At 73.9% G+C, this 21,992-nt stretch carries 17 protein-coding genes; 5 read left to right on the plus strand and 12 right to left on the minus strand.

Annotated features, from left to right (window positions below):
• Position 1: 1 nt before the first annotated feature.
• From ACIO5D_RS15415 to ACIO5D_RS15450, 8 genes are all read right to left on the minus strand, one after another.
• Positions 2-1,324 (minus strand): hypothetical protein, encoded by a 1,323-nt coding sequence (locus ACIO5D_RS15415; RefSeq protein WP_400795458.1) that lies wholly within the window; start codon positions 1,322-1,324, stop codon positions 2-4.
• Positions 1,321-2,475, minus strand: coding sequence for an NAD(P)/FAD-dependent oxidoreductase (locus ACIO5D_RS15420; RefSeq protein ID WP_400795461.1), 1,155 nt, complete (start codon positions 2,473-2,475; stop codon positions 1,321-1,323). The genes ACIO5D_RS15415 and ACIO5D_RS15420 overlap by 4 nt, the downstream gene beginning before the upstream one ends.
• On the minus strand, positions 2,472-3,809 hold the full coding sequence (locus tag ACIO5D_RS15425) for a SidA/IucD/PvdA family monooxygenase (protein WP_400795464.1): 1,338 nt from the start codon (positions 3,807-3,809) through the stop codon (positions 2,472-2,474). The genes ACIO5D_RS15420 and ACIO5D_RS15425 overlap by 4 nt, the downstream gene beginning before the upstream one ends.
• A 3-nt stretch (positions 3,810-3,812) precedes the next feature.
• Entirely contained in the window at positions 3,813-4,181 is a 369-nt protein-coding gene (gene panD / locus ACIO5D_RS15430) for an aspartate 1-decarboxylase (protein WP_363609256.1), read from the minus strand.
• A 78-nt stretch (positions 4,182-4,259) separates the two neighbouring features.
• Positions 4,260-5,834, minus strand: a complete 1,575-nt coding sequence (locus ACIO5D_RS15435; protein ID WP_363609254.1) for a class I tRNA ligase family protein — start codon at positions 5,832-5,834, stop codon at positions 4,260-4,262.
• Complete coding sequence (locus ACIO5D_RS15440; RefSeq protein ID WP_363609252.1) at positions 5,827-6,186, minus strand: cupin domain-containing protein; 360 nt, start codon at positions 6,184-6,186, stop codon at positions 5,827-5,829. The genes ACIO5D_RS15435 and ACIO5D_RS15440 overlap by 8 nt, the downstream gene beginning before the upstream one ends.
• A gap of 653 nt (positions 6,187-6,839) precedes the next feature.
• Positions 6,840-7,310 carry a GNAT family N-acetyltransferase gene (locus tag ACIO5D_RS15445; protein WP_363609250.1) on the minus strand — a complete coding sequence of 157 codons (471 nt, stop codon included), beginning with the start codon at positions 7,308-7,310 and terminating at the stop codon, positions 6,840-6,842.
• A gap of 195 nt (positions 7,311-7,505) precedes the next feature.
• A complete protein-coding gene (locus tag ACIO5D_RS15450) occupies positions 7,506-8,774 on the minus strand; it encodes an MFS transporter (RefSeq protein ID WP_363609248.1) in 1,269 nt (422 codons plus the stop codon).
• 71 nt (positions 8,775-8,845) lie between these two features.
• On the opposite strand from ACIO5D_RS15450, the gene ACIO5D_RS15455 reads away from it, so the two are divergent.
• Positions 8,846-9,823, plus strand: coding sequence for a helix-turn-helix domain-containing protein (locus tag ACIO5D_RS15455; RefSeq protein WP_363609246.1), 978 nt, complete (start codon positions 8,846-8,848; stop codon positions 9,821-9,823).
• A 264-nt stretch (positions 9,824-10,087) separates the two neighbouring features.
• Positions 10,088-11,482, plus strand: coding sequence for an amino acid permease (locus tag ACIO5D_RS15460; protein WP_363609244.1), 1,395 nt, complete (start codon positions 10,088-10,090; stop codon positions 11,480-11,482).
• A 40-nt stretch (positions 11,483-11,522) separates the two neighbouring features.
• On the opposite strand, the gene soxR is transcribed toward ACIO5D_RS15460, so the two are convergent.
• Positions 11,523-12,047: a redox-sensitive transcriptional activator SoxR gene (soxR, locus tag ACIO5D_RS15465; protein WP_400795469.1), complete on the minus strand. Its 525-nt coding sequence runs from the start codon at positions 12,045-12,047 to the stop codon at positions 11,523-11,525.
• 56 nt (positions 12,048-12,103) lie between these two features.
• Here soxR and ACIO5D_RS15470 point away from each other — a divergent pair, with 56 nt between their 5' ends.
• Together ACIO5D_RS15470 and ACIO5D_RS15475 are read left to right on the plus strand one after the other, a co-directional pair.
• Positions 12,104-12,817 (plus strand): thiamine pyrophosphate-dependent enzyme, encoded by a 714-nt coding sequence (locus ACIO5D_RS15470; protein WP_400657996.1) that lies wholly within the window; start codon positions 12,104-12,106, stop codon positions 12,815-12,817.
• A 62-nt stretch (positions 12,818-12,879) separates the two neighbouring features.
• Entirely contained in the window at positions 12,880-13,773 is an 894-nt protein-coding gene (locus tag ACIO5D_RS15475; RefSeq protein ID WP_400795471.1) for a transketolase family protein, read from the plus strand.
• Positions 13,774-13,817: 44 nt separating this feature from the next.
• On the opposite strand, the gene treZ is transcribed toward ACIO5D_RS15475, so the two are convergent.
• The 3 genes from treZ to glgX form a co-directional block, all read right to left on the minus strand.
• Positions 13,818-15,548, minus strand: a complete 1,731-nt coding sequence (gene treZ / locus ACIO5D_RS15480) for a malto-oligosyltrehalose trehalohydrolase (RefSeq protein ID WP_400760607.1) — start codon at positions 15,546-15,548, stop codon at positions 13,818-13,820.
• The gene (gene treY, locus ACIO5D_RS15485) at positions 15,545-18,067 is read right to left on the minus strand and encodes a malto-oligosyltrehalose synthase (protein ID WP_400760609.1); all 2,523 of its coding nucleotides are present in this window, start codon (positions 18,065-18,067) and stop codon (positions 15,545-15,547) included. The genes treZ and treY overlap by 4 nt, the downstream gene beginning before the upstream one ends.
• A gap of 69 nt (positions 18,068-18,136) precedes the next feature.
• On the minus strand, positions 18,137-20,254 hold the full coding sequence (glgX, locus tag ACIO5D_RS15490) for a glycogen debranching protein GlgX (protein ID WP_400795474.1): 2,118 nt from the start codon (positions 20,252-20,254) through the stop codon (positions 18,137-18,139).
• Positions 20,255-20,682: 428 nt separating this feature from the next.
• Between glgX and ACIO5D_RS15495 the strand changes: the two genes are divergently transcribed.
• A complete protein-coding gene (locus ACIO5D_RS15495) occupies positions 20,683-21,960 on the plus strand; it encodes an SAV2148 family HEPN domain-containing protein (RefSeq protein WP_363609231.1) in 1,278 nt (425 codons plus the stop codon).
• Positions 21,961-21,992: the final 32 nt, after the last annotated feature.

Below are 21,992 nucleotides of genomic sequence, written 5' to 3' on the forward strand. Positions count from 1 at the left end.
GCTACCACCGCTGCGCCCGCAGCCCCCACGCGGCGAACTCGTCGGTGACGAGCCGGCGCAGGGACTCGGTGCCGCCGAAGTGGTCGGGCATCCCGGTGACGGTCACGGTCACCCGCTCGCCCGACCGCACCATGCACAGTGAGGCGCGCAGGGCGGCCTTCTCCGGCACCAGGCCCGGTACGTTCATCGTGCGCAGGGCGACGCTGTCCGCCTGTTCGCCGGCGAAGCGCGCAGCGGCCTCCGGTACGACGCCGAAGTTGGACGCGACGACGTCGGTCTGCTGCGCCCCGGGCGCCTTGAGACGGTCGGCGTACCGGCGGGGCAGCAGGTGCCACAGCGGCTCCGGCACGAGTGTGCCGCTGTGCTCGCCGGACTCCCGCAGGGTGGCCTTGGTGCTCCGGCGGGTCTGCCGCAGGTCCTCGTGCTGGGGTGCGCCCGCCGGGACCTCCAGCGGGACGACGACGAGGGCGTTGGCGCGGGCGTCGCCGTCCGGCCGACGCAGGTTCATCGGGATGCCGACCCTGACCGACGCGCGGTCGACCAGCGGCACCCTGGCGCGGACCAGGTTGGCGGCGATCTCCACGAACAGGCTGTTCGCGGTGCCGCCGTACGCCGTCGCCCGCTCCTCCCACGACGCGGCGTCGAGGGTGAAGAGCGCGGTGGTGAAGAACCTGGGCTCCGAAGTCGCCTCGCTCCGGGGGGACTTCGCCGGGCCGGCCAGTGCCGACCTGATCCGGTCGAACTCCTGACGATTCGTCAAGATGCGTTCCGCCAGGGCGACCGAACCGGCGACGGCGAGTGCGCCCTGCTCCAGCAGCTCGCCGAGGTCCTCGCCGATCGGGCCGCCCGCCGGGGTGCCCCGGCGGGCGGCCGGGGAATCCCGCCGGTCGAGCGCGGTGAACACCCCGAGCCCGTCGGAGCGGAAGTGCGGCACGGTCAGTGACAGCAGCGTGCCGTTCCCGTACCGGGCGGCCGCGAGGCGCCACAGCGCGGTCGAGTCGGCCGGGAGCGGGGCGCGGACCTGCTCGTCGAGCCAGTCCGTCACCGTGTCGTCGGTCAGCCGCCCCGGGTACTCCCGCAGGGGTTCCCCGTTGTGCGCGCCGACCCACTTCCGCCGGGCCCCGGGCACCAGGGCCGGTACCGGCCGGCGGCTGAGCCTGCCGCGGTCCAGCCGCTCCCACTCCTCGCGCAGCGCGGCCGGGGACAGCTCGACCGGGAACCGCCAGAGGACCTGGACGATCCGGGAGGACCCGAGCTCCCGTTCGGCGCTGTAGAGCATCTCGTCGGTGGAGTTGAGGCGTGCGGTGGCCTCCCGGTGCGTCATGCGATCACCTCGCGGATCCGGGCCGCCGTGTGCCGTCCGACGGCCGGGGCCAGTTTGAAGCCGCCGCCGTTCCACCCGGTGGCGGTGACCAGCCCGTACGGCTCCGGCCAGACGGTCACGGCGCCCTTCCCGCCGGGCCCGAGGACGTCGTAGGCGGTGACCCCGCCGGTGGCGTTCGCGTCGGCCAGCGGCGGCCGGCGGTGCCGGACGACCTCGCGGATGCGCCGCTGTTCGGCGATCGGCACCCCCGCGGTCACGGTCGGCGGGACGTCGCACGCCGACGACGACACACCGGCCAGCACGCCGGTGCCGGAGTTCCAGCGGCGCAGCCAGGCACCCGTCGTCGAGTCGACGACGGTCGGCAGCCCGTACGGCCCGCCGGGGCCTGCGCCGTGGACTGCGCCGGGGCCTGTGCCCGGACCCGCGCCGGGGCGGCCGCGCGGGGTGAAGACGCAGTAGCTCACCGCCCGTGTGCGCAAAGGCAGTTCCACGCCCGCCGTCCGTGCGAGCCCGGTGCTGTGGACCCCGGCGGCGAGCAGGACCGCGCGCGCCGACACGAGCCCGGCCGTGGTGCGGACGCCGGTCACCCGCCCGCGCGAGGTCACCACCTCGGTGGCCCGTGCCGAGCCGAGGAAGGTGACGCCGTCGGCGTCCCCGAGCATCGCCTCGGCGACCTCCCGCGCCGGCAGCCAGCCGGCGCGCGGCTCGTACACCCCGACGAAGTCCTCGGGCACGGTCAGACCGGGGAACGCGGCGGTGATCTCCGGTGCGGAGAGGACCAGCGCGGTGTGCCCGGCGGCCAGGACCTGGTCCGCGCCCGCCAGCGCGCGTTCGGTGCCGTCGGCGTCGAACAGCACCAGGCTGCCGTCCTCGCGCACCGCGGGCCAGCGGCCGCTCGGGCCCCGCCGCAGGTAGCAGGAGAGTCCCTCGGCCGCCCAGGGGTGGCCGTCGGTGCCGGCGGCGGGGTCGAACGCGCGGATCAGCCCGCCGGAGGCGCCGGTCGCCCCGCCCGCGACCCCGTGTTCGTCGATCACGACCACGGACAGCCGGTGCGCGGCGAGGCGTTCGGCGGTTGCCAGGCCGATGATGCCGCCGCCGACGATGACGACGTCGGCGGCGGCATCAACGGTGGTACGGGTGCCCGTGGTCACCGAACGGCCTCGACGGGGAGGCGTTCCGGGCCGGTGGACTCACCCGGCTTGCCCAGGATGGACTCGGCGATGTCGGTCGACCGGGCGGACAGCACCGCCAGGGCTCCCGCGTCGCCCATGCCGTGGCTCGCCTCGCACAGGCCGTTGAGGTACAGCCGGAGCGGACGCGGCTGGTACGTCTGCCCGGTGACGGGCACCGAGTAGTCGCGTGCCACGTCCAGCAGCCCGTGCTCGTTGACGGCGAGCCGGTCGGCCACCTCTTCCAGCAGGGGGTGGCGCCGTTCGTCGTCCGGGCCCTCGCCGAAGTCGCGGAAGCCCGTCGCCAGGACGACGAGGTCGGCGTCGTAGGCGCTCTCCGTCCCGTAGTTGACGTCCCGCACCGTGAGCCGGTTCGCCGACCCCTGGGCGTGCGGGGTGACCTGGACCACCTCGGAGTACGGCATGAGCCGGAACCGGTCCGAGCCGGTGATCTCGTACTCGTGCTGCACGCCCGCGAGCCGGTCGATCACGTCCTGGTCGCAGGCCGCGTAGTTGATCGACCTGAGCTCCCGCCGGATGCGGTTCTTGGCCTCGTTCGGAAGCGGGTAGAAGTAGTCGATGAAGTCGGGCAGGAAGACCCGCCGGCTGTACGGGCTGGTGTCCTTCAGCCGGAACCCGATGCCCCGCTGGAGCGACACCACCTGGTGGACCTCGGGCCGGTCGAGGAGGTCGAGCACGATCTCGATCGCGCTCTGGCTCGCACCGACCACCACCACCCGCAGCCCCTTGCCGGTCTGGCGCCGCAGGGAGCTGAGGTACCTGGTGGAGTGGAACACGGTGGGCCCCAGGCTCCGTTGGAACGGGGCCGGGATCCGGGGCGAGCGGCCCGTACCCACGGCGACGGTCTCGCCGAAGTACTGCCGTCCGCCGGCCGTCTCCACCCGGAACACCTCCCGGCCGCCGAGGTCCACCAGGGAGAGCCGGGTCGCCGACTGCCCGTAGTCGACCGACCCGCGGAACGAGTCGGCGACCCACCGGAGGTAGCCGGCGTACTCCCGCCGCAGCGGGAACTTGCTGTTGAGATGCAGGTAGTCGGTCAGCCGGCCCTGGCCGGCGAGGTAGTTGACGAAGGTGTACGGACTGCCCGTGTTGCGCGGCATCACCAGGTCACGGAAGGGGTTGTTCTGGATGTCGGCCCCGGGCAGCAGTTGCTCGCTCTGCCACTGGAAGCCGTCGGCCCGCTCGATGAACCGGGTCGTGCCGCTGTAGCCGAACTCCTCCAGGGTCACCGCCAGCGCGAGGTTGGCGGGCCCGAAGCCGATCCCGAGGACTGAGTGGATCTGCTGGTCTGCCATGGGTCACGCGCCGGCCGGGGCCGTTTCGAGCACCCGGTTCTGGTCGTCCACGTGGACGACGCGGGGCTCGTGCTTCTCCACCTCGTCATCGCTGAGCTGCCCGTACGCGATGATGATGACCTTGTCGCCGGTCGCCACGAGCCGCGCGGCGGCGCCGTTCACGATCACCTCGTTGGCGCCGGGGGCGCCGAGGATGGTGTAGGTCTCGAACCGCGCGCCGTTGTTGATGTTGACGACGTGCACCAGCTCGTGGATGCCGATGTCGGCGGTGTCCAGCAGCTCCGGCGAGATCGTGATCGACCCGATGTAGTTCAGGTTGCTGTCGGTGACGGTGGCACGGTGGATCTTCGAACGCATGAAGGTACGCAGCATGTCGGTATCCCTGTCTGGATTCATTCGGTGGACGGTTCTCACCGGCTCCGGCGGGTGGCTCTCACCGGGCCGGGTGGATCAGCCCGAGAGGCCCCGGAAGTGCCCGGCGGGCGGGGTGCGGACGTCCCGCAGCAGCGGGACGTCGCCGGGGGCGGCCTCGGCGCCGAACGCCAGGGCCACCTGCCGTGCGAGGTCCGGGGTGACGGGCCACGCGAGCGTGCGCAGGGTCCACAGGAAGAGCAGCGCGCCGGACACGTCGCCCGCGTCGTCGGTCCGGAGGTGCCCGCCGCGCAGGGCCAGCACCTCCAGGTGCAGCGCGAGCGCCTCGGCCGCCTTGCGGATGGAGAACGTCTCCAGGGCGTAGGCGGCCTCGAAGCGCCGCACGGACGCCTCGATGGCGGTCGTCCACCACAGGGAGGGCGGGGCGTCGACGGACCGGCCGGCCAGCTGCTCGCCGAACCTCGCCGTGATCGTGGCGAGCGGTGCGTCGAAGCGGGACTCCAGGGTGGCGGCGGCCACCTGCTCGGTGAACTCGGACTGCTGGAGCTCCGGGCTGGTGAGCGCGAGGACGAACCGCGCCCGGTCCCGGCCGGCCTTCTCCAGGAAGTCCCGCGCCCAGACCACGTCCCCCTTGCTGGTGGAGAACTTCCGGCCCTCCAGGAGGAAGTACTGGTTGGTGAGCGTGCGGGTCACCGGCAGTTCGACCGGCAGCCCGTGCCTGACCGCGAGGAGCTTGAGGGCCGGATAGACGAACGCGTTGTAGAACCCGTTGTCGATCCCGATGAACTGCACGAACTCGTCGCAGCCGGCCTGCCGTCCGGCCCGGACCCGCTGCGGCCAGTACAGGTGGCCGACGTAGATCTCCGGCCAGGCGTTGATGGCCTGCGGCTGCGCGCCCGGGCCGTCCCAGTCCACCGGGATGCCCCAGGTGCTCGGGTAGGTGACCGGGATGTAGGGCAGCCGGCCGGCGAGCGTCCGGGTGACGACGTTCTGCAGATCGGGCCTCAGCGGCACGTCGGAGGTCCGGTACCAGTTGCTGATCAGCGACCGGTAGCGCTCCAGGTCGAGGACCCAGATGGAGACCGGCTTCCTCGGCAGCGCCGTGGCCGTGTCGCCCGGCAGCAGCGAGCCGGGCAGGTTGTACAGGCCGCACGCCTCGCAGACGCCCGCCCTGGCGTGCGCCAGGCAGACCGGGCAACGGCCCGTCACGAACGCCTCGGCCAGGTACTGCCCGGTTTCGGCGTCGTACGGCAGCTCGACCTCGCGCCGGTCGAACGCGCCGTGCCGCCACAGGTGGGTGAAGAAGTCCCGGACGAAGCGGTTGTAGTCCTCGTCGGGCCGTTCGAAGAGGTCGACGTCGACCCCGGCGAGGTCCAGCGACACCCGGACGCTGTCGAGCGCCTCCTGGATCAGCGCCTCGGGGGTCACCCCGAGCCGCTGCGCGGTCGTGACCACGTAGGTCTGGTTGTCGTCGGTGCTGCACGCGTACACCACGTCGTTGCCCAGGATCTTCTGCGACCGCGCGCACACGTCGCTGCCCAGCACGGGGCCCGCCAGGTGGCCCAGGTGCAGGTCGCCGTTGGGGGTCGGCGGCGAGAACGAGACGTTGACCTGGCGCGGGGCGCGTACGGCCGCGCTGTCCGGCTCAGGCATGCGCCGACTCCTCGGCCGGGGCCGGCTGGAGCCAGTAGATGCTGACGAAGGTCAGCGGGTCGCGGTCGCTGGTGTTGGTGACGATGTGCTGGTTGTCGTGCGGGATGTAGATGACGTCGCCCTCGGCGACCACCCGCTCCTCGTCACCGACCCGCACGACACCCTCGCCGCCGGTGAAGATGAACGTCTCGTCGGTGGCGTGGGCGTGCTGCTGGCTCGATTCCTGCGGCCGGATGGACACCAGGGAGCTGTTCCACGGCGGAACGACGACACCCTGCCAGGGGTAGATGCGCCGCAGGTCGCAGTTGTTCTCCCGGGTCTGGCCGTCCTTGACCGCACTGCGTACGTACATTCTGATTCCTTTCATGGTGGGACCGGCGGGGCGGGCTCCGCCGACGACAGGCCTCTGCTGCGTCGGCGGGCAGGCCGCAGGAAATCGCCGCAGGGTGCCAGGAATGGCGCCCGGGTGAATGCCGCCAAAATTCCAGGGAATTGCCTGGGTGGTGGCTGGATCGACCGCGCCGGATTGTTCGGCGGGATCGAGGAGAAGCTGGACATGGCTGTCACCCGTGTCCGGAGTATGGTCCTCCGGCCCGGGTGGGCTGCCGATCGGTGCGCTTGGCGGCTGGTCAGCCAGCGTCAACGGGCCTGACAGTTGGCCAATTTATATACCCCCTGGTGTCACAGCTCAGGAGCTGGTAAATGACATCTGGTGGCGCCGGATCGCTGTTGCCGTACCGGATGCACCGGTCCGCCGATGTTCTGCCCCGGGAGTGCCCGGGGACATAGACGATCCTCCATGAAAGATTGGTATGGGTCAACCCTGGATTTGCGCGGGCGGGCATTACGGGGTCTACCAGCGAAGATATCGGTGATCTTCCAAAATGTGTTTCGGAGGGGGGCATTCCGAATTCTGTGTACGCTCGAAAAGCGGCGACCGCGCCGGCTCCGGCCCTGGGCGGGCCGGGTCCGGCGCGGTCGGTCCGCGCGCGGCGGGGCGTGCCGCTACGCCTGGCCGACCGGCGGCATGTCGTACGTCACCCACATGGTGCGCTTCGCCACCCGGTCGTACTTGGAGCGCGCCCGGTGGTTGTCGTCGGCCGTGATCCAGCGGACCACGCTCCAGCCGCGCTCGGCCGCGATCCGGCCCAGCCGGTCGAACAGCGCGTCCGCGGCGCCGCCGCCCCGGGCCGCGGGCGCGACGAACAGGTCGTCCAGGTAGCCGCCCACCGTCCCGGAGAGCGGCCGGGCGAAGGGCCGGTAGTGGGCCAGGCCGACCGGCGTGCCGTCCGCGTCGCGGGCCAGCAGGCCGTTCAGCTCGTGCGCCGGGTCGTGGAGCCACGACCAGACCGTCTTGAGCCGCTCCTCGGGCATGTCGACCCGGTAGAACTCGGCGTAGCCCAGGTAGAGCTCGCGCCAGGAGGCGAAGTCGGCCTCGGCGGGCGGGGTGACGGTCCAGGAGGCGGGGGTGGTCATCGGGTGGCTCCTTCGGTGGTCGGTGCGCGTCGGGGCGTGCTCTCGGACGCTACGGGGCGTCAGGCCGGGCGCGCGCTCACCGTCCCGTAGCCCGGGGCGAATTGACTGCTCCACCGTGTCCGGTTGACAGCGCTGACGGGTCATCAGGAGGGAGTCGTGCGGTCGACGCGCGGTCGCGGGCCGGCCATCGTGCGGTCACGGGGCGGTCGGGGCGCCGGAGTCGGCCCGGCGGCCGCGCGTGGCCCCGGCCGCCGTCCACGCCAGCGTCAGGACGGCGAGCGCGGCCACGGCGAGCAGCAGCACGCTCGGCGACACCGAGTGCTGGAGCGCGGACAGCACGAACGGGACGGCGAAGCCCAGGTAGGAGAGCGCCTGGTAGACGGCGGTGAGCCGGGCCAGGTCCTCGGTACGGGCCAGGCGCTGCACCTCCAGCAGCCCGCACACCTGGCAGCAGCCATAGCCCGCGCCGAGCACCAGGGTCGCCACGACGACGAGCGCCGGCTGCGTCGTCTGCGCGGCCGCCGAGGAGATCAGCAGACCGGCCACGACGATCGCCATCGCCATGACGAGCAGGCGGGGCCTGCGGGCGTCGTCCATCCTGCGGGCCAGCGGCTGGACCAGGATGCCGGCCAGCCCGGTCAGCATGGTGACCACGGCGCCGAACACCAGCGCGTTGCCGCCCATGCGCTCCCTGACCAGCGCGGGCAGATAGGCCAGCGCGATCGAGGCGGAGCCGAACACCCAGGGCGCCAGGGGCGCCACCACGGTACGGAACCGGCGTTCGCGCACCGCCGGCACCCGCAGCCGGCGCAACAGGCTGCCCCCCTGCTGCCCGGTCACCGTCTCCGGGGCGCCCAGGACCAGCGGGACGGCGACGGCCGTCAGGACGAGGTGCGGCAGATACGCCACCACGGTGGGGGACGGCGCCCACTGGGCCAGCAGCCCGGCGACCAGGGGGCCCGCGGCGAAGCCCGTGGTCATCGCCACGGTCGCCCGCCGGGGGCCGGGGTTGGCCTCGCGGGGGGAGCCGCCCAGCGAGAGTTCCTTGATCCAGGCGGTACCGGAACTGAAGGCCGCGCCGCTGGCGATGCCGGAGATCACCCGCCCGGCGAACAGCCAGCCGAGCCCCGTTCCGCCGGCGATCAGTGCCACGGTGGCGAGCAGGGAGGTGATCAGCGCCGGAAGCATCAGCCTGCGGCGGCCGTACCGGTCCGAGACCGGGCCGCCGAGCAGCAGGCCGGGGATCAGCCCGATGGCGTACATGCCGAAGGTGGCCTGGACCGTGGCGGCCGAGAGGCCCAGTTTGGCCTGATAGAGCAGGAGTAACGGCGCGAACTGATTGGCCCCCCAGCCCACCGCCGCCACGGCCACCCCGGCCCGCAGCCACGCCCGGTCGTCGCCGACGGCCGGGCGGTCGAGCGGACGCGCCGAGGTGTCGGCGGACGTCATCACGTGCTTGGTCATGTCCTCCATGCTGGCGACCGGTTCCGCCGAGCACGAGCGTCCGGAACGCCATCATGCGTACAGTTAAGGACATGGCTTCTGTTGCGCTGGCCGTCATCGACGGAATGCCGCTGTTCGAGCTCGCGGCTCCCTGCACGATCTTCGGCATCGACCGCCCCGACCTCGTCGACCCCTGGTACGAGTTCACCGTCTGTGCCCCGCCCGGCGTGCGGGTCGGGGGCTGGCTCCAGGCCGTCACGCCGCACGGGCTCGACGAGCTCGTCGCGGCGGACACGGTCATCGTCCCGGCCTGCTCCGACGTCACCGAGCCGCCGCCCGCCGACCTGGTCGAGGCCGTGCGCGCCGCGCACGAGGCCGGGGCCAGGGTCGCCTCCATCTGCACCGGGGCGTTCGTCCTGGCCGCCGCCGGCCTGCTCGACGGCCGCCGGGCCACCACCCACTGGATGCACACCGGGCTGCTGGCCGAGCGCTACCCCCGCGTCCAGGTCGACCCCGGGGTCCTCTACGTCGACGAGGGGAGCGTCCTGACCTCGGCCGGGAAGGCCGCCGGGATAGACCTGTGCCTGCACCTGGTCCGCACCGACCACGGCAGCGCCGTCGCCAACGCGCTGGCCCGCCGGCTCGTCGTGCCGCCGCACCGGTCGGGCGGCCAGGCCCAGTTCATCGCCGCGCCGGTGCCGGCCGACGACGGCCCCGCCCTCGCGGACCTGCTGGCCTGGGCGCTGGAGCATCTGGACCAGCCGCTGACCGTCACCGACCTCGCCCGCCGCGTCCACATGAGCACGCGCAACCTCGGCCGGCACTTCACCGCCGCCACCGGGACGACGCCGCTGCAGTGGCTGCTGACCCAGCGGATGCACCGCGCCCAGGAGCTGCTGGAGAGCACCGACGAGAGCGTCGACCAGGTGGCCGCCCGGGTCGGGATGGGCAGCGCGGCCACCCTGCGCCGCCACTTCAACCGCGTGGTCGGTGTCCCGCCGGACACCTACCGCCGCACCTTCCGCCCGGCCTCGGCTCCGGCTCCGGTCAGGCCGGCCGGACGGCGGTGACCGGACGGCGGTGATCGCACGCCGGTGATCGCACGCCGGTGATCGGGGGGCGTTTCGCCCGATTCCGCCCGGTTCCGGACGTGGTGGCCGCTGACGGGGTCGCAGGACGAGTGCCGGTGCGGAGCCGGTACGGCCGCCGTTTTTGCGGCGGGGTGCCGGGCGGACGGGAACAAATCGTTCCGTTTTGGTACGAAGTGCCGCCTGGGCGACCATGGCACCTGCTCCACAGAGCGCGAGCAGGACCACGAAAGGCGCACCACCCTGATGCAAGCCAGCCCGGCCGCCCTCCGGCGGACACCCGATTCGAGTGCGCCGGTCACGACCGGGGCGGGCGGGGGCGCGGTGCCCACCCCGTCCCCGCGCCGGGGCGGGCGCTTCGGCCTGGTGGCCGCCACCGCGCTGGTCATGGGGAACATCATCGGGGGCGGCATCTTCATGCTCCCCGCCGCCGTCGCGCCCTACGGGACGGTCAGCCTGGTCGCCCTGGGGGTGGTGACGGCGGGGGCCGTCGCGCTGGCGCTGGTCTTCGGGCGGCTCGCCCGGCGCGATCCGCGGACCGGTGGCCCGTACGTCTACGCCCGCGCCGCCTTCGGGGACTTCGCCGGGTTCCTCGCGGCGTGGTCGTACTGGATCACCACCGTGGTCAGCAACGCGGCGCTCGCCGTGGCCGCCGTCGGCTACCTCGACGTGCTGCTGCCCATCCAGCACTCCACCGGGCTGACGCTCGCCGCCGCGCTGGCCGTCCAGTGGCTGCCCGCGCTCGCCAACCTGGCGGGCACCCGCTACGTGGGTGTCGTCCAGGTGGTCTCCACCGTGCTGAAGCTCGTCCCGCTGGCGCTGGTCGCGATCGGTGGGCTGGGCTTCTTCGAGCCGGCCAACCTCGGCCCCTTCGACGCCTCCGGCAAGGGCGTGGTCGGCGGGGTGACGGCCGCTGCGGCGATCCTGCTCTTCAGCTACCTGGGCGTGGAGTCCGCCGCGATGAGCGCCGGCGAGGTCCGCGACCCGGAGCGCAACGTCGGCCGGGCCAGCGTGCTCGGGACACTGGGCGCGGCTGTGGTCTACCTGCTCGGGACGCTCGCGGTCTTCGGCACGGTCGCGCACGACCGGCTCGTCCACTCCACCGCGCCCTTCTCCGACGCCGTCGACGTCATGTTCGGCGGCTCGTGGGGCGGCACGGTCATCGCGGTCGCCGCGCTGGTGTCGATGGTCGGCGCGCTCAACGGCTGGACCCTGCTGTCGGCCCAGGCACCGTACGCGGCCGCGCGGGACGGGCTCTTCCCGGCCGCCTTCGCCACGAAGCGCCGCGGCGTCCCGGTCTTCGGCGTCCTGATCAGCGTCACCCTGGCCTCGCTGCTGACCGTCCTCAACTTCACCGCCGGATCCCGGGGTGCGTTCAACACCCTGGTGCTGATCACCACCTTCACCGCCGCCGTGCCGTACCTGCTGTCCGCCGCCGCGCAGTTGTACTGGCTGGTGGCCGGCGAGCGGGACCGGGTGGCCCCCGGCCGGCTGGCCAGGGACGCGGCCCTCGGTCTCGGCGCCTTCGCCTTCTCCCTGTGGCTGGTCGCCGGCGCCGGCTACACGGCGGTCTACCAGGGCGTGCTCTTCCTCTTCGCCGGGATCCTGGTCTACGCCTGGATGGCGGCCCGCAAGGCCTGACGACGGCGCGGCCCGTGGGGGCCTCCGCGGGGGTGGGGGCTCAGGGCGCGTCCGGGGCGCCGCAGGAGTGGGCCTCGGCCGGGGCGGGTTCGGGGCCGGTGTCCGGGTCGCGGGTGAGGAGGTAGCGGGCGCCGGGGCCGGTGGCGGCGGCGCGGTCGGCGGCGTTGTAGAGGGTGCAGCGGGAGAGCGAGAGGCAGCCGCAGCCGATGCAGCCGGTGAGCTTGGCCTTGAGGCGCTGGAGTTCGGCGATCTGGTCGTCGATGAGGCTCTGCCAGGACCGGGCGACGCCGTCCCACTCGGCGGGGGTGGGCGCGCGGAGTTCGGGGAGCCGGTCGAGGGCGACCTTGGCCTCGTCGAGGGAGAGGCCGACGCGCTGGGCGGCCCGGACGAAGGCGACCCGGCGCAGCGTGGCGCGGGTGTAGCGGCGCTGGCCGCCGGTGGTGCGGGTGGCGTGGATCAGGCCGAGCTTCTCGTAGTAGCGCAGGGCGGAGGCGGCGAGGCCGCTGCGCTCGGCGAGCCGGCCGATGGTGAGCAGGTCGTGCCGGCTCGGTCCGGTGGCGGTCATGGCGCCCACTGTAACCGCTTGACTTCAAGCTGGCTTTAAGTTGCAGCATCGTGCGCATGAGCGCTGAAACGGCTGAAGCCGCCTTCGAAGACCTCCCGGGCCTGATGGCCCTGATGACCGGCGACGAGAAGCACGGCCCCGCCGCCACCTCCACCCTGGACGCCCTCTGGGTGCTCTACGACCGCGTGCTGCGGGTCACCCCCGCCACCGCCGAGGTGCAGGACCGTGACCGCTTCCTGCTCTCCAAGGGTCATGGCCCGATGGCCTACTACGCCGTGCTGGCAGCCAAGGGCTTCATCGAGCCGCGTCTGCTGTCCGGCTTCGGCGCCTACGACTCGCCGCTCGGCCACCACCCGGACCGCACGCTGATCCCGGGCGTCGAGATCGGCTCCGGCTCGCTCGGGCACGGGCTGCCGCTGGCCGTCGGCACCGCCCTCGGTCTGCGTGCCCAGGGGCTCACCGACCCGGCCGTCTGGGTGCTGGTCGGGGACGCCGAGTTCGACGAGGGCTCCAACCACGAGGCGGTGGCCTTCGCCGGCGCGTACGGGCTGGACCGGCTGCACACCGTGGTGATCGACAACTCCTCGGCCACGCACGGCTGGCAGGGTGGCATCGCGGCCCGGTTCGCCGCCGAGGGCTGGTCGGCCGAGACCGTGGACGGCCGCGACCACGAGGCGCTGTACGCGGCGTTCACCGCCGGGCACCCGGGACGGCCGCGGGTCGTGGTGGCCCGCGTCGAGCCCAAGGAGGACGGCTCCACGCGGGGGTAGCGGCCCCGCCCACCCCTGAACGCCCAGCCCGGCCCGACCCGCCCAGTGAGAGGGAACCTCCCGTGGACACCATGCGCGAACGCTTCTTCGACGTCACCACCCGCCTGCTCGACGACGACCCCCGGCTGGCCGTCGTGCTCGCCGACATCAGCGCCGCCGGCTTCGCCACGGCCGCCGGGCGCCACCCCGACCGGGTGATCAACGTGGGCATCCGCGAGCAGCTGCTGATCGGCGCCGCCGGCGGCCTGGCGCTCGCCGGGATGCGGCCGATCGCCCACACCTTCGCCGGCTTCCTGGTCGAACGCCCCTTTGAGCAGGTCAAGTTGGACCTCGTGCACCAGGGCGTCGGCGCGGTGCTGGTGAGCGCCGCCGGCTCGTACGACTGGCCGGCCGGTGGCCGCACCCACATGTCGCCCGGCGACGTCGCCCTGCTGGACACCCTGCCGGACTGGACCGTCCATGTGCCCGGACACCCCGACGAGGCCGAGCGGTTGCTGCGCCACGCCGTCGCCGACGGCGACCGCAATGTGTACGTCCGGCTCTCCGCGCACCAGAACGCGGCGGCGGTCCCGGTCGAGGCGGGCCGCTTCAGCACCGTCCGCCGGGGCTCGGCGGGCGTGGTGGTCGCGGTCGGGCCGATGCTGGACGCCGCGCTGGCGGCCACCGAGGGCCTGGACGTCACGGTGCTGTACGCGGCGACGGTGCGGCCGTTCGACGCGGCCGGGCTGCGCGCGGCCGCCGCCGGGCGGGCGGACGTGGTGCTGGTCGAGCCCTACCTGGCCGGGACCTCCGCCAGCGAGGCGCACGCCGCGCTGAACGACCGGCCGCACCAGGTGCTGGGCCTCGGGGTGCCGCGCGAGGAGCACCGGCACTACGGCTCGATCCCCGAGCACCTGGCCGCCTACGGCCTGGACGCCGCCTCCCTGCGGGAGCGGATCGGCACCTTCCTCTGGTGAGCCGGTTTCCCCGGTGAGCCGGTTCCTTCGGTCGGCCGGACGGCTCAGGTCCGGACGACCGCGACCGACCCGGCGGCCAGCCGTGCCACCGTGCCGTCGAGCCCGCACCCGCCGAACGACGCCACCGTCTCCCGCCCGGCGGCGCCCAGCGGCACCTCGGCGGCCCCGGGGCCCAGGTTGACCGCCACCCGGTACGGCCCCCGGTGCACCACCAGCCAGCGGGCGGCCTCGTCGTACTCCACCCGGACGCCGGCGAGGTCCGGGTCGGACAGCTCCGGCCGGGCGCGCCGCAGCCGGATCAGCGTGCGGTACCAGGCGAGCAGCCCGGCGTGCGGGGCGCGCCGGGGTTCGGTCCAGTCGAGGACGGAGCGCAGTACGGTGGCCGGCTCCTGCGGGTCCGGCACCTCCCCGGCCTGCCAGCCGTGCTCGGTGAACTCCCGCCGCCGGCCCTGCCGGACGGCCTCCGCGAGGTCCGGGTCGGTGTGGTCGGTGAAGTACTGCCAGGGGGTGGTCGCGCCCCACTCCTCGCCCATGAACAGCATCGGGGTGAACGGCGAGGTGAGCACCAGCGCGGCCCCGGCGGCGAGCGGTCCGGGGCCGAGGCCGGCCGAGATCCGGTCGCCGAGCGCCCGGTTGCCGACCTGGTCGTGGGTCTGCAGGTAGCCGAGCAGCCGGTGTCCGCCGGCCGGCGGGAACGGGCGGCCGTGGCCGCGGCCGCGGAACGAGGACCGGCCGCCGTCGTGGAAGAAGCCGCGGGTGAGCGTTTTGGCGACGGCGGCCAGCGGCGCGCGCGCGAAGTCGCCGTAGTAGCCCTGGGATTCACCGGTGAGCGCGCTGTGCAGGGCGTGGTGGAAGTCGTCGCTCCACTGGGCGGTGAGGCCCTGGCCGCCGGCCTCGCGCGGGGCCGTGGTGCGGGGGGAGTTGAGGTCGGACTCGGCGACGAGGAACAGCGGGCGGTTGGTGGCGACGGCCAACCGGTCGACCGCGCCGGAGAGTTGTTCCAGGAAGTGGACGGCGCGGTCGTCGGCGAGGGCGTGCACCGCGTCCAGCCGCAGGCCGTCGATCCGGTAGTCGCGCAGCCAGGCCAGCGCGCTGCCGATCAGATAGTCGCGCACCTCGTCCGAGCCGGGGGCGTCCAGGTTGACCGCCGAGCCCCACGGGGTGTGGTGCCGGTCGGTGAAGTACGGGCCGAAGCGGGGAAGGTGGTTGCCGGACGGGCCGAGGTGGTTGTGCACCACGTCCAGGACGACGCCGAGGCCCTTGCGGTGGGCGGCGTCCACGAAGCGCTTCAGCCCCTCCGGGCCGCCGTAGGGCTCGTGCACGGCCCAGGGCGAGACCCCGTCGTAGCCCCAGCCGTGCCGGCCGGGGAACGGGCAGACCGGCATCAGTTCGACGAAGTCGACGCCCAACTCGACCAGGTGGTCCAGGCGTTCGGCGGCGGCCTGGAAGGTGCCGGCGGCGGTGAAGGTACCGATGTGCAGCTCGTACAGGACGGCGCCGGGCAGCGGACGGCCGCGCCAGCCGGTCCGCGACCAGCTGAACGCGGCGTGGTCCACCGGGCGGCTGGGCCCGTCCGGCCCGTACGGCTGCCGGGGCGAGCGCGGGTCGGGCAGCGGCGGGCCGCCGTCCAGGCGGAACGCGTAGTCCCCGGTGGGTGCCCCGCCGTGCCACCAGCCGGGCCGGGCGCCGTCCCGGGCCAGCGCGTGCCGCTCGCCGCCGACCTCCACCTCGACCCGTTCGGCGGCCGCCGGGGCCCACACCTCGTACGTCCTCACCCGCGGCCCCTCCGGGTCAGCAGCGCCACCGGGCAGGCGGCCAGCAGCTCGGCCACCGGCACCGCGCCCCCTGGGTAAGCCCGCCCGGTCAGCTCGTCCGTCCACACCGCGTCCGCCCCCGGTCCGCCGCTCCCGGTCCGGCCCGGCGGCAGCTCCAGCGCCGTGTCCCGCCAGCCGCCCGCCCGTTCGAGGCCGTACGGCAGCCGGGTGACCGCCGTGACCACGTCGTCCCCGCGCGCGAAGGCGAGCAGATGGCCGGCGGCGCGGCCGGTGGCGGTCAGCGGCCGGTAGGCGCCGAGCGGCCGCTCGCGCCGCAGGTGGAGCGCGGCCGCGGTGAGGTGCAGTTTCTCCCGCGCGAGGTCCCCGGTCCTGGCCGTGGCGGAGTCGGTGAGCCGGACGGCGAGCGCGCCGAGGTCCACCACGCCCCGGTTGTCCGGGTCCACCAGCGTGTACAGCGGCTCCTCGCCGCCCTGGTAGAGGTCCGGCACCCCGGGCACGGTCAGGTGCAGCAGCGCGGCGGAGAGGGTGTTGGCCCGGGCGTACGGCGCGAGCGTGTGCCCGTACCCCTCGATCCGGGGGAGCAGCCCGGGGTTGCCGTAGACGGCGCGGGCGCGGTCGGCGAGGGCCCGCTCGAAGCGGGCGTCGGGGGCCGTCCAGGAGGTGCGCAGCTTGGCCTCGCGGGCGGCCTTGAGCAGGGCGGTGACCAGCCGGTCCGGGTCGATCGGCCAGGCGGCGACCAGGGTCTGCCAGAGCGTCCAGTCGCTGTCCGGGTCACCGCCGGGGCCCGCGGCTGCGGACCAGGCGGCGGCCTCGGCGGCCCAGCGGTCCGGCTGCTCGGCGAGGACGGCGAGCCGGGCCCGGGCGTCGGCGCTGCGTTTGGTGTCGTGGGTGGAGAGCGCCGTCATGGTGTGCGGCCAGTGCGCCTCGATGTACCGGCACCAGTCGTGGAAGGCGCCGGGCGGGAGCCCGGGCCTGGCCGGTTCGCCGCCGACCTCGTTGAGGCTCAGCAGGGCGTTCCACCGGTAGAAGGCGGTGTCCTCGACGCCCTTGGCGGCGACGGCGGCGGCGGTCTGCCCGAAGCGGGCGCAGAACTCCTCCTTGGCCGGCCCGCCGCCGAGCCGCCCCAGCGCCAGGTCCGCGACCAGGGCGTCCGTGGCGTCCCCGGCCCCGTCCGCCGCCCCGGCCCCGTCCAGCGCGGCCCGCAGCTGTCGGGCGGAGGCCTCCGGCACCGGCTCGCCGGGCCGCGCGTACGGGCGGTACGCGGGGTAGCCGGTGAGCACCCGCCGGAGCGCGGCCCGCAGCCGCCAGGGCGCGTGGTCGGCGTACGCGGGCTCGTCGGCGCCGATCCGGAGGGCGATCCGGACCAGCCGCTCAAGCTCGGCCGCCAGCTCGCCGTTCGGGCCGGTCATGTCGGACCGGCCGCGCCGGGCGGCGGCGACGGCCGGGTGCGGGTCGGCGCACGGCTCGCCGCCGCCGGGCACACCGCTGACGAAGGCCTCGTACGCCCCCGCCAGCCGGCAGGCGCCCGCGTGGTCGGTGAGCACGCCGTCGATCCGGCGCAGCGCGTCGTACCCGGTGGTGCCGGCGCACGGCCAGTCCGCGGGGAGCCGTTCGTCGCCGGTGAGGATCTTCTCGACCACGGTGTACGCCCCGCCGGTGGCCTCGGCGAAGCGGTTCAGATAGCCGCGCGGGTCGGCGAGGCCGTCCGGGTGGTCGATCCGGAAGCCGTCCAGGACGCCGTCGGCGTGCAGCCGCAGCAGCAGGCCGTGCGTCGCCTCGAACACCTCGGGCACCTCGACCCGGACGGCGATCAGCTCGTTGACGGTGAAGAACCGCCGGTAGTTCAGCTCGGTGCGGGCGAGGCGCCACCAGGCGAGCCGGTACCACTGCCGGGCGAGCAGCTGGTCGAGCGGGAGGCCGGCGGTGCCGGGCCGGAGCGGGAAGGCGTGGTCGTGGTAGCGCAGCACCTCGCCGTCGACGGTGAACTCGTCGAGGACGGTGCCGAGCCGGCCGCCGAGCAGCGGCAGCAGGACCCGGCCGCGGCCGGGGTCGTCGGCCGGCCCCGGCTGGGCCGCCCAGTCGATGTCGAACCAGCGGGCGTACGGCGAGTCGGGGCCGTCCCGCAGGACGTGCCAGAGCGGCTGGTTGAGCCGTTCGGGGACGGGGACGGCCATGTGGTTGGGCACCACGTCGGCGATCAGCCGCAGGCCGTGCCGGTGGGCCTCGGCGGCCAGCGCGCGCAGGGCGGCCTCGCCGCCGAGCTGCTCGCTGATCCGGCCGTGGTCGACGGTGTCGTAGCCGTGGGTGGAGCCGGGGGCGGCCGTCAGCAGGGGGGAGAGGTGCAGGTGCGAGACGCCGAGGGCGGCGAGGTAGGGGACGGCGGCGGTGGCGTCCCGGAGGGTGAAGCCGGGCTGGAGCTGGAGCCGGTAGCTGGCGGTGGGGGCGGCGGGCCCCGGGGCGGCCGCGGTGGACGGTACGGCGGCCGGGCGTGGCTGCGCGGGCTCGGCGGCGTAGGTCATGTGTCCATGACTACCCGGGCGAGCCCGCCGTCAAGACCCGTTGCTGATCCGAACAGGTGAACCACCTGCTCAGGCGGGCCGTTGCAGCACCATCAGCGAGCGGTCGGTGAGCCAGAGCACGTCCCCGGCCTTGACCCGGGCACCGGCGCCGGGGGCGGGCAGCCGGGGCTGGGCGGTGTCGACCACGACCTGCCACTCCTGCCCGTGGTCGGCCGGGACGGTGAACTCCAGCGGCTCGAAATGGGCGTTGAACATCAGCAGGAAGGAGTCGTCCACGATCCGCCCGCCGCGCCGGTCCGGCTCGGAGATGGCGTAGCCGTTGAGGAAGACGGTGAGCGACTTGGCGTAGTTGGCGCCCCAGTTGCGCTTGGTCATCTCCTCCCCGCTGGGGGTGAACCAGGCGATGTCGGTGAGGTCGTCGTGCGTCCCGGAGACCGGGCGGCCGTGGAAGAAGCGGCGGCGGCGGAAGACGGGGTGGTCGCGGCGGAGCCAGATCATGCCCTGGGTGAACTCCAGCAGCCGGGCCTCCGGGCCGTCGCCCTGTGGCCAGTGCATCCAGGACAGCTCGTTGTCCTGGCAGTAGGCGTTGTTGTTGCCCTGCTGGGTGCGGCCGAGTTCGTCGCCGTGCGAGAGCATCGGCACGCCCTGGGAGAGCATCAGGGTGGCGATCAGGTTCCGCTGCTGGCGGGCGCGCAGCTCCTCGACGGCGGGGTCGGTGCAGGGGCCCTCGGCGCCGCAGTTCCAGGAGCGGTTGAAGGATTCGCCGTCCCGGTTGTCCTCGCCGTTGGCCTCGTTGTGCTTCTCGTTGTAGGAGACCAGGTCGCGCAGGGTGAAGCCGTCGTGGCAGGTGACGAAGTTGATGGAGGCGATCGGGCGGCGGCCGTCGTCCTGGTAGAGGTCGGAGGAGCCGGTGAGCCGGGAGCCGAACTCGGCGAGCGTGGCGTTCTCGCCGCGCCACAGGTCGCGGACGGTGTCCCGGTACATGCCGTTCCACTCCGTCCACAGCGGGGGGAAGTTGCCGACCTGGTAGCCGCCCTCGCCGAGGTCCCAGGGCTCGGCGATCAGCTTGGCCTGGGAGACCACCGGGTCCTGCTGGACCAGGTCGAAGAAGGAGGAGAGCCGGTCCACCTCGTGGAACTGCCGGGCCAGGGTGGCGGCGAGGTCGAAGCGGAAGCCGTCCACGTGCATCTCGGTGACCCAGTAGCGCAGCGAGTCCATGATCAGCTGGAGCACGTGCGGGCTGCGCATCAGCAGGCTGTTGCCGGTGCCGGTGGTGTCCTCGTAGAACCGCTGGTCCCGGGCGAGCCGGTAGTAGGAGACGTTGTCCAGGCCGCGCAGCGAGAGGGTGGGGCCGAGGTGGTTGCCCTCGGAGGTGTGGTTGTAGACGACGTCCAGGATCACCTCGATGCCGGCCGCGTGCAGGGCCTTCACCATCGACTTGAACTCCTGCACCTGCTGGCCGCGGTCCCCGGTGGAGGAGTAGGAGGAGTGCGGGGCGAAGAAGCCGATGGTGTTGTACCCCCAGTAGTTGGCCAGGCCCAGGTCGCGCAGCCGGTGGTCGCGGACGAACTGGTGCACCGGCATCAGCTCGATCGCGGTGACGCCGAGCTTGGCCAGGTGCTCGATCACGGCCGGGTGGGCCAGGCCCGCGTACGTCCCCCGGATCTCCTCGGGGATGCCCGGGTGGAGCTTGGTCAGCCCCTTCACATGGGCCTCGTAGACCACCGTGCGGTGGTAGTCGGTGCGCGGCGGGCGGTCGGTGCCCCAGTCGAAGTACGGGTTGATCACCACGGAGTGCATGGTGTGCGGGGCGGAGTCCAGGTCGTTGCGGCGCTCCGGCGCGCCGAAGTGGTAGCCGTAGACGGCCTCGTCCCAGCCGATGTGCCCGCTCATGGCCTTGGCGTACGGGTCCAGCAGCAGCTTGGCGCTGTTGTGCCGCTGGCCGAGGCCCGGGTTGTGCGGGCCGTGGACGCGGAATCCGTAGCGCTGGCCGGGCTGGACGCCCGGGAGGTAGGCGTGCCGGACGAAGGCGTCGGTCTCCCGCAGCTCCACGGCCGTCTCCGAGCCGTTCGCGTCGAGCAGGCAGAGCTCGATCCGGTCGGCGCTCTCCGAGAACACCGCGAAGTTGGTGCCGGCCCCGTCGAAGGTGGCACCGAGGGGGTAGGGCGCCCCTGGCCAGACCTGCATGAGTCCTCAACTCCCCTGTAGTCAACGGAAACTGACGTGCAGTCCGATCGTGCTCCGGGCTCGGTTGCTCTCTTCCCGGCCGGGCGGCCGGGCATGTGCGGCGGTCGCGTGCCGCGCTGGACGGCACAGTCCGCATACTCCCCGACGCTTCGCCCGGCGGCGGGACCATTTGCCCTGTGTTCGCCCGAACGGGTGTCCGGCGGGTGATCGGCGGGTGCCCCCGGGGCCGCCGGGGCGCGGCCGGGCGCGGCTGGGCGTGGCGGGGCGGGCCCGTCGGTCAACCGGCTGCGGGCCGCTCGCGGCGGGCAGTACTCTTGATCGTCCGGCCGCTTCGTGTCCGTGGCGATCCATCAGAAGAAACGATCAGCAGAGCCTTCCGGCAGAACCGGCGGAAGCGGGGCTCCAGCAGGAACCAGGTGAGGTGGCGCATGGTGTTCCCCGCCGGCGGCCGTGGCGGTGGGCCCGGTGGCCCCGACCGTGGCAGCACCCGCAGCGAGGCGCCGACCGTCGTCATGCGCCCCACCCTGACCGGCCGCGCCGTCGTCCCGGCCCAGGGCGGCCCGGTCGAGATCCCCGCCCTGGCCTGGTCCGGCGCCGAGTGGGAGGACGCCTACCAGCGGGTCCGGCTCGCCGGGCGCGCGTACGTCTGGCTCAACCTGGTCGAACAGCGGCTGCGCTCGCTCGTCGACGAGGTGCTCCACCCCATCTACGCCCCCGCCCACGGCGAGGACTGGGTGACGGCCGCGGCCGGACCGGCCGGCGAGGAGTGGGCCCACCGGGCCGGCGCGGTCCGCGAGGTCAGCCGCCGCAAGGGCTATCTGCTCGACCCGGCCGACGACGACCCGCTGGTCTTCCTCACCCTGCCCCAGCTGCGCGAACTGATGGTCCAGCACTGGCCCTGCTTCGAGCCGTACCTCGCCGACCGGCGGGAGATCGAGCTGGCCCTGGACGAACTGGAGGTCGCCCGGCACGTGGTCTCCCGCAACCGCGTCCTCACCCAGACCGTCCTCGCCCAGACCGAACGCGCCGCCGCCCGGCTGCTCGCGGTGCTCGACGGCGGCGCCGGCGGCGTCCCGGCCGACGTGGTCGAGTCCCTGGTGGCCGGCCGCTACGCGGACGTGGTCGCGGTGCACGCCGACCGGGTCCGGCTCCAGCGCGACCTGCCGGTGGAGGACCTGCTGGACGGCGCCCGGCGGCTGGACGCGCTCGGCATCGGCCTCGGCATGCTCTGCCAGAACTACACCGGCAAGCGCCTGGTGCGCCTGGCCACCGACGGCTGCCGGGTCCGGCTGCTCTTCCTCAACCCGGCCAGCAGCGCGGTCCGCCGCCGCGAGCGCGAGCTGGGCCTCGGCCGCGGCGAGCTGGCCCGCTCGATCGAGATGAACATCATGCACGTCCGCCGGGTCCGGGCCCGGCTGCGCGACCAGGGCGGCTTCGAGATCCGGGTCTTCGACGAGACCCCGCGGTTCACCGCCTACCTGGTCGAGGGTCCGCGCCCGGCCGGCCAGAGCGGCGGCGGCCGCCGCCAGACCCGCGACCTCGGCGTCGTCCAGCCCTACCTGCGGCGGGCCCGGGGCATGGAGTCGCCCGCCCTGGTGCTGCGCGGCGGCGCCGGCCAGCAGCCGGGCGGCACCGAGGCCGGGCTGCTGGAGGTCTACCGCGAGGAGTTCGAGGGCGTCTGGGCGGACTCCCGGCCGGTGTCCTGACACCCGTTCGCCGGGGCGGCCGGACGGCTGGG

Origin of the sequence: Kitasatospora sp. NPDC087315, from assembly GCF_044744345.1 — a bacterium.
Lineage (GTDB): Bacteria > Actinomycetota > Actinomycetes > Streptomycetales > Streptomycetaceae > Kitasatospora.

Coding starts and splice junctions, on each gene's coding strand:
- ACIO5D_RS15415 (WP_400795458.1), bottom strand. CDS start 1,324: ATGACGCACCGGGAGGCCACCGCACGCCTCAACTCCACCGACGAGATG.
- ACIO5D_RS15425 (WP_400795464.1), bottom strand. CDS start 3,809: ATGGCAGACCAGCAGATCCACTCAGTCCTCGGGATCGGCTTCGGGCCC.
- panD (WP_363609256.1), bottom strand. CDS start 4,181: ATGCTGCGTACCTTCATGCGTTCGAAGATCCACCGTGCCACCGTCACC.
- ACIO5D_RS15435 (WP_363609254.1), bottom strand. CDS start 5,834: ATGCCTGAGCCGGACAGCGCGGCCGTACGCGCCCCGCGCCAGGTCAAC.
- ACIO5D_RS15440 (WP_363609252.1), bottom strand. CDS start 6,186: ATGTACGTACGCAGTGCGGTCAAGGACGGCCAGACCCGGGAGAACAAC.
- ACIO5D_RS15445 (WP_363609250.1), bottom strand. CDS start 7,310: ATGACCACCCCCGCCTCCTGGACCGTCACCCCGCCCGCCGAGGCCGAC.
- ACIO5D_RS15450 (WP_363609248.1), bottom strand. CDS start 8,774: ATGACCAAGCACGTGATGACGTCCGCCGACACCTCGGCGCGTCCGCTC.
- ACIO5D_RS15455 (WP_363609246.1), top strand. CDS start 8,846: ATGGCTTCTGTTGCGCTGGCCGTCATCGACGGAATGCCGCTGTTCGAG.
- ACIO5D_RS15460 (WP_363609244.1), top strand. CDS start 10,088: ATGCAAGCCAGCCCGGCCGCCCTCCGGCGGACACCCGATTCGAGTGCG.
- soxR (WP_400795469.1), bottom strand. CDS start 12,047: ATGACCGCCACCGGACCGAGCCGGCACGACCTGCTCACCATCGGCCGG.
- ACIO5D_RS15470 (WP_400657996.1), top strand. CDS start 12,104: ATGAGCGCTGAAACGGCTGAAGCCGCCTTCGAAGACCTCCCGGGCCTG.
- treY (WP_400760609.1), bottom strand. CDS start 18,067: ATGACCTACGCCGCCGAGCCCGCGCAGCCACGCCCGGCCGCCGTACCG.
- glgX (WP_400795474.1), bottom strand. CDS start 20,254: ATGCAGGTCTGGCCAGGGGCGCCCTACCCCCTCGGTGCCACCTTCGAC.
- ACIO5D_RS15495 (WP_363609231.1), top strand. CDS start 20,683: ATGGTGTTCCCCGCCGGCGGCCGTGGCGGTGGGCCCGGTGGCCCCGAC.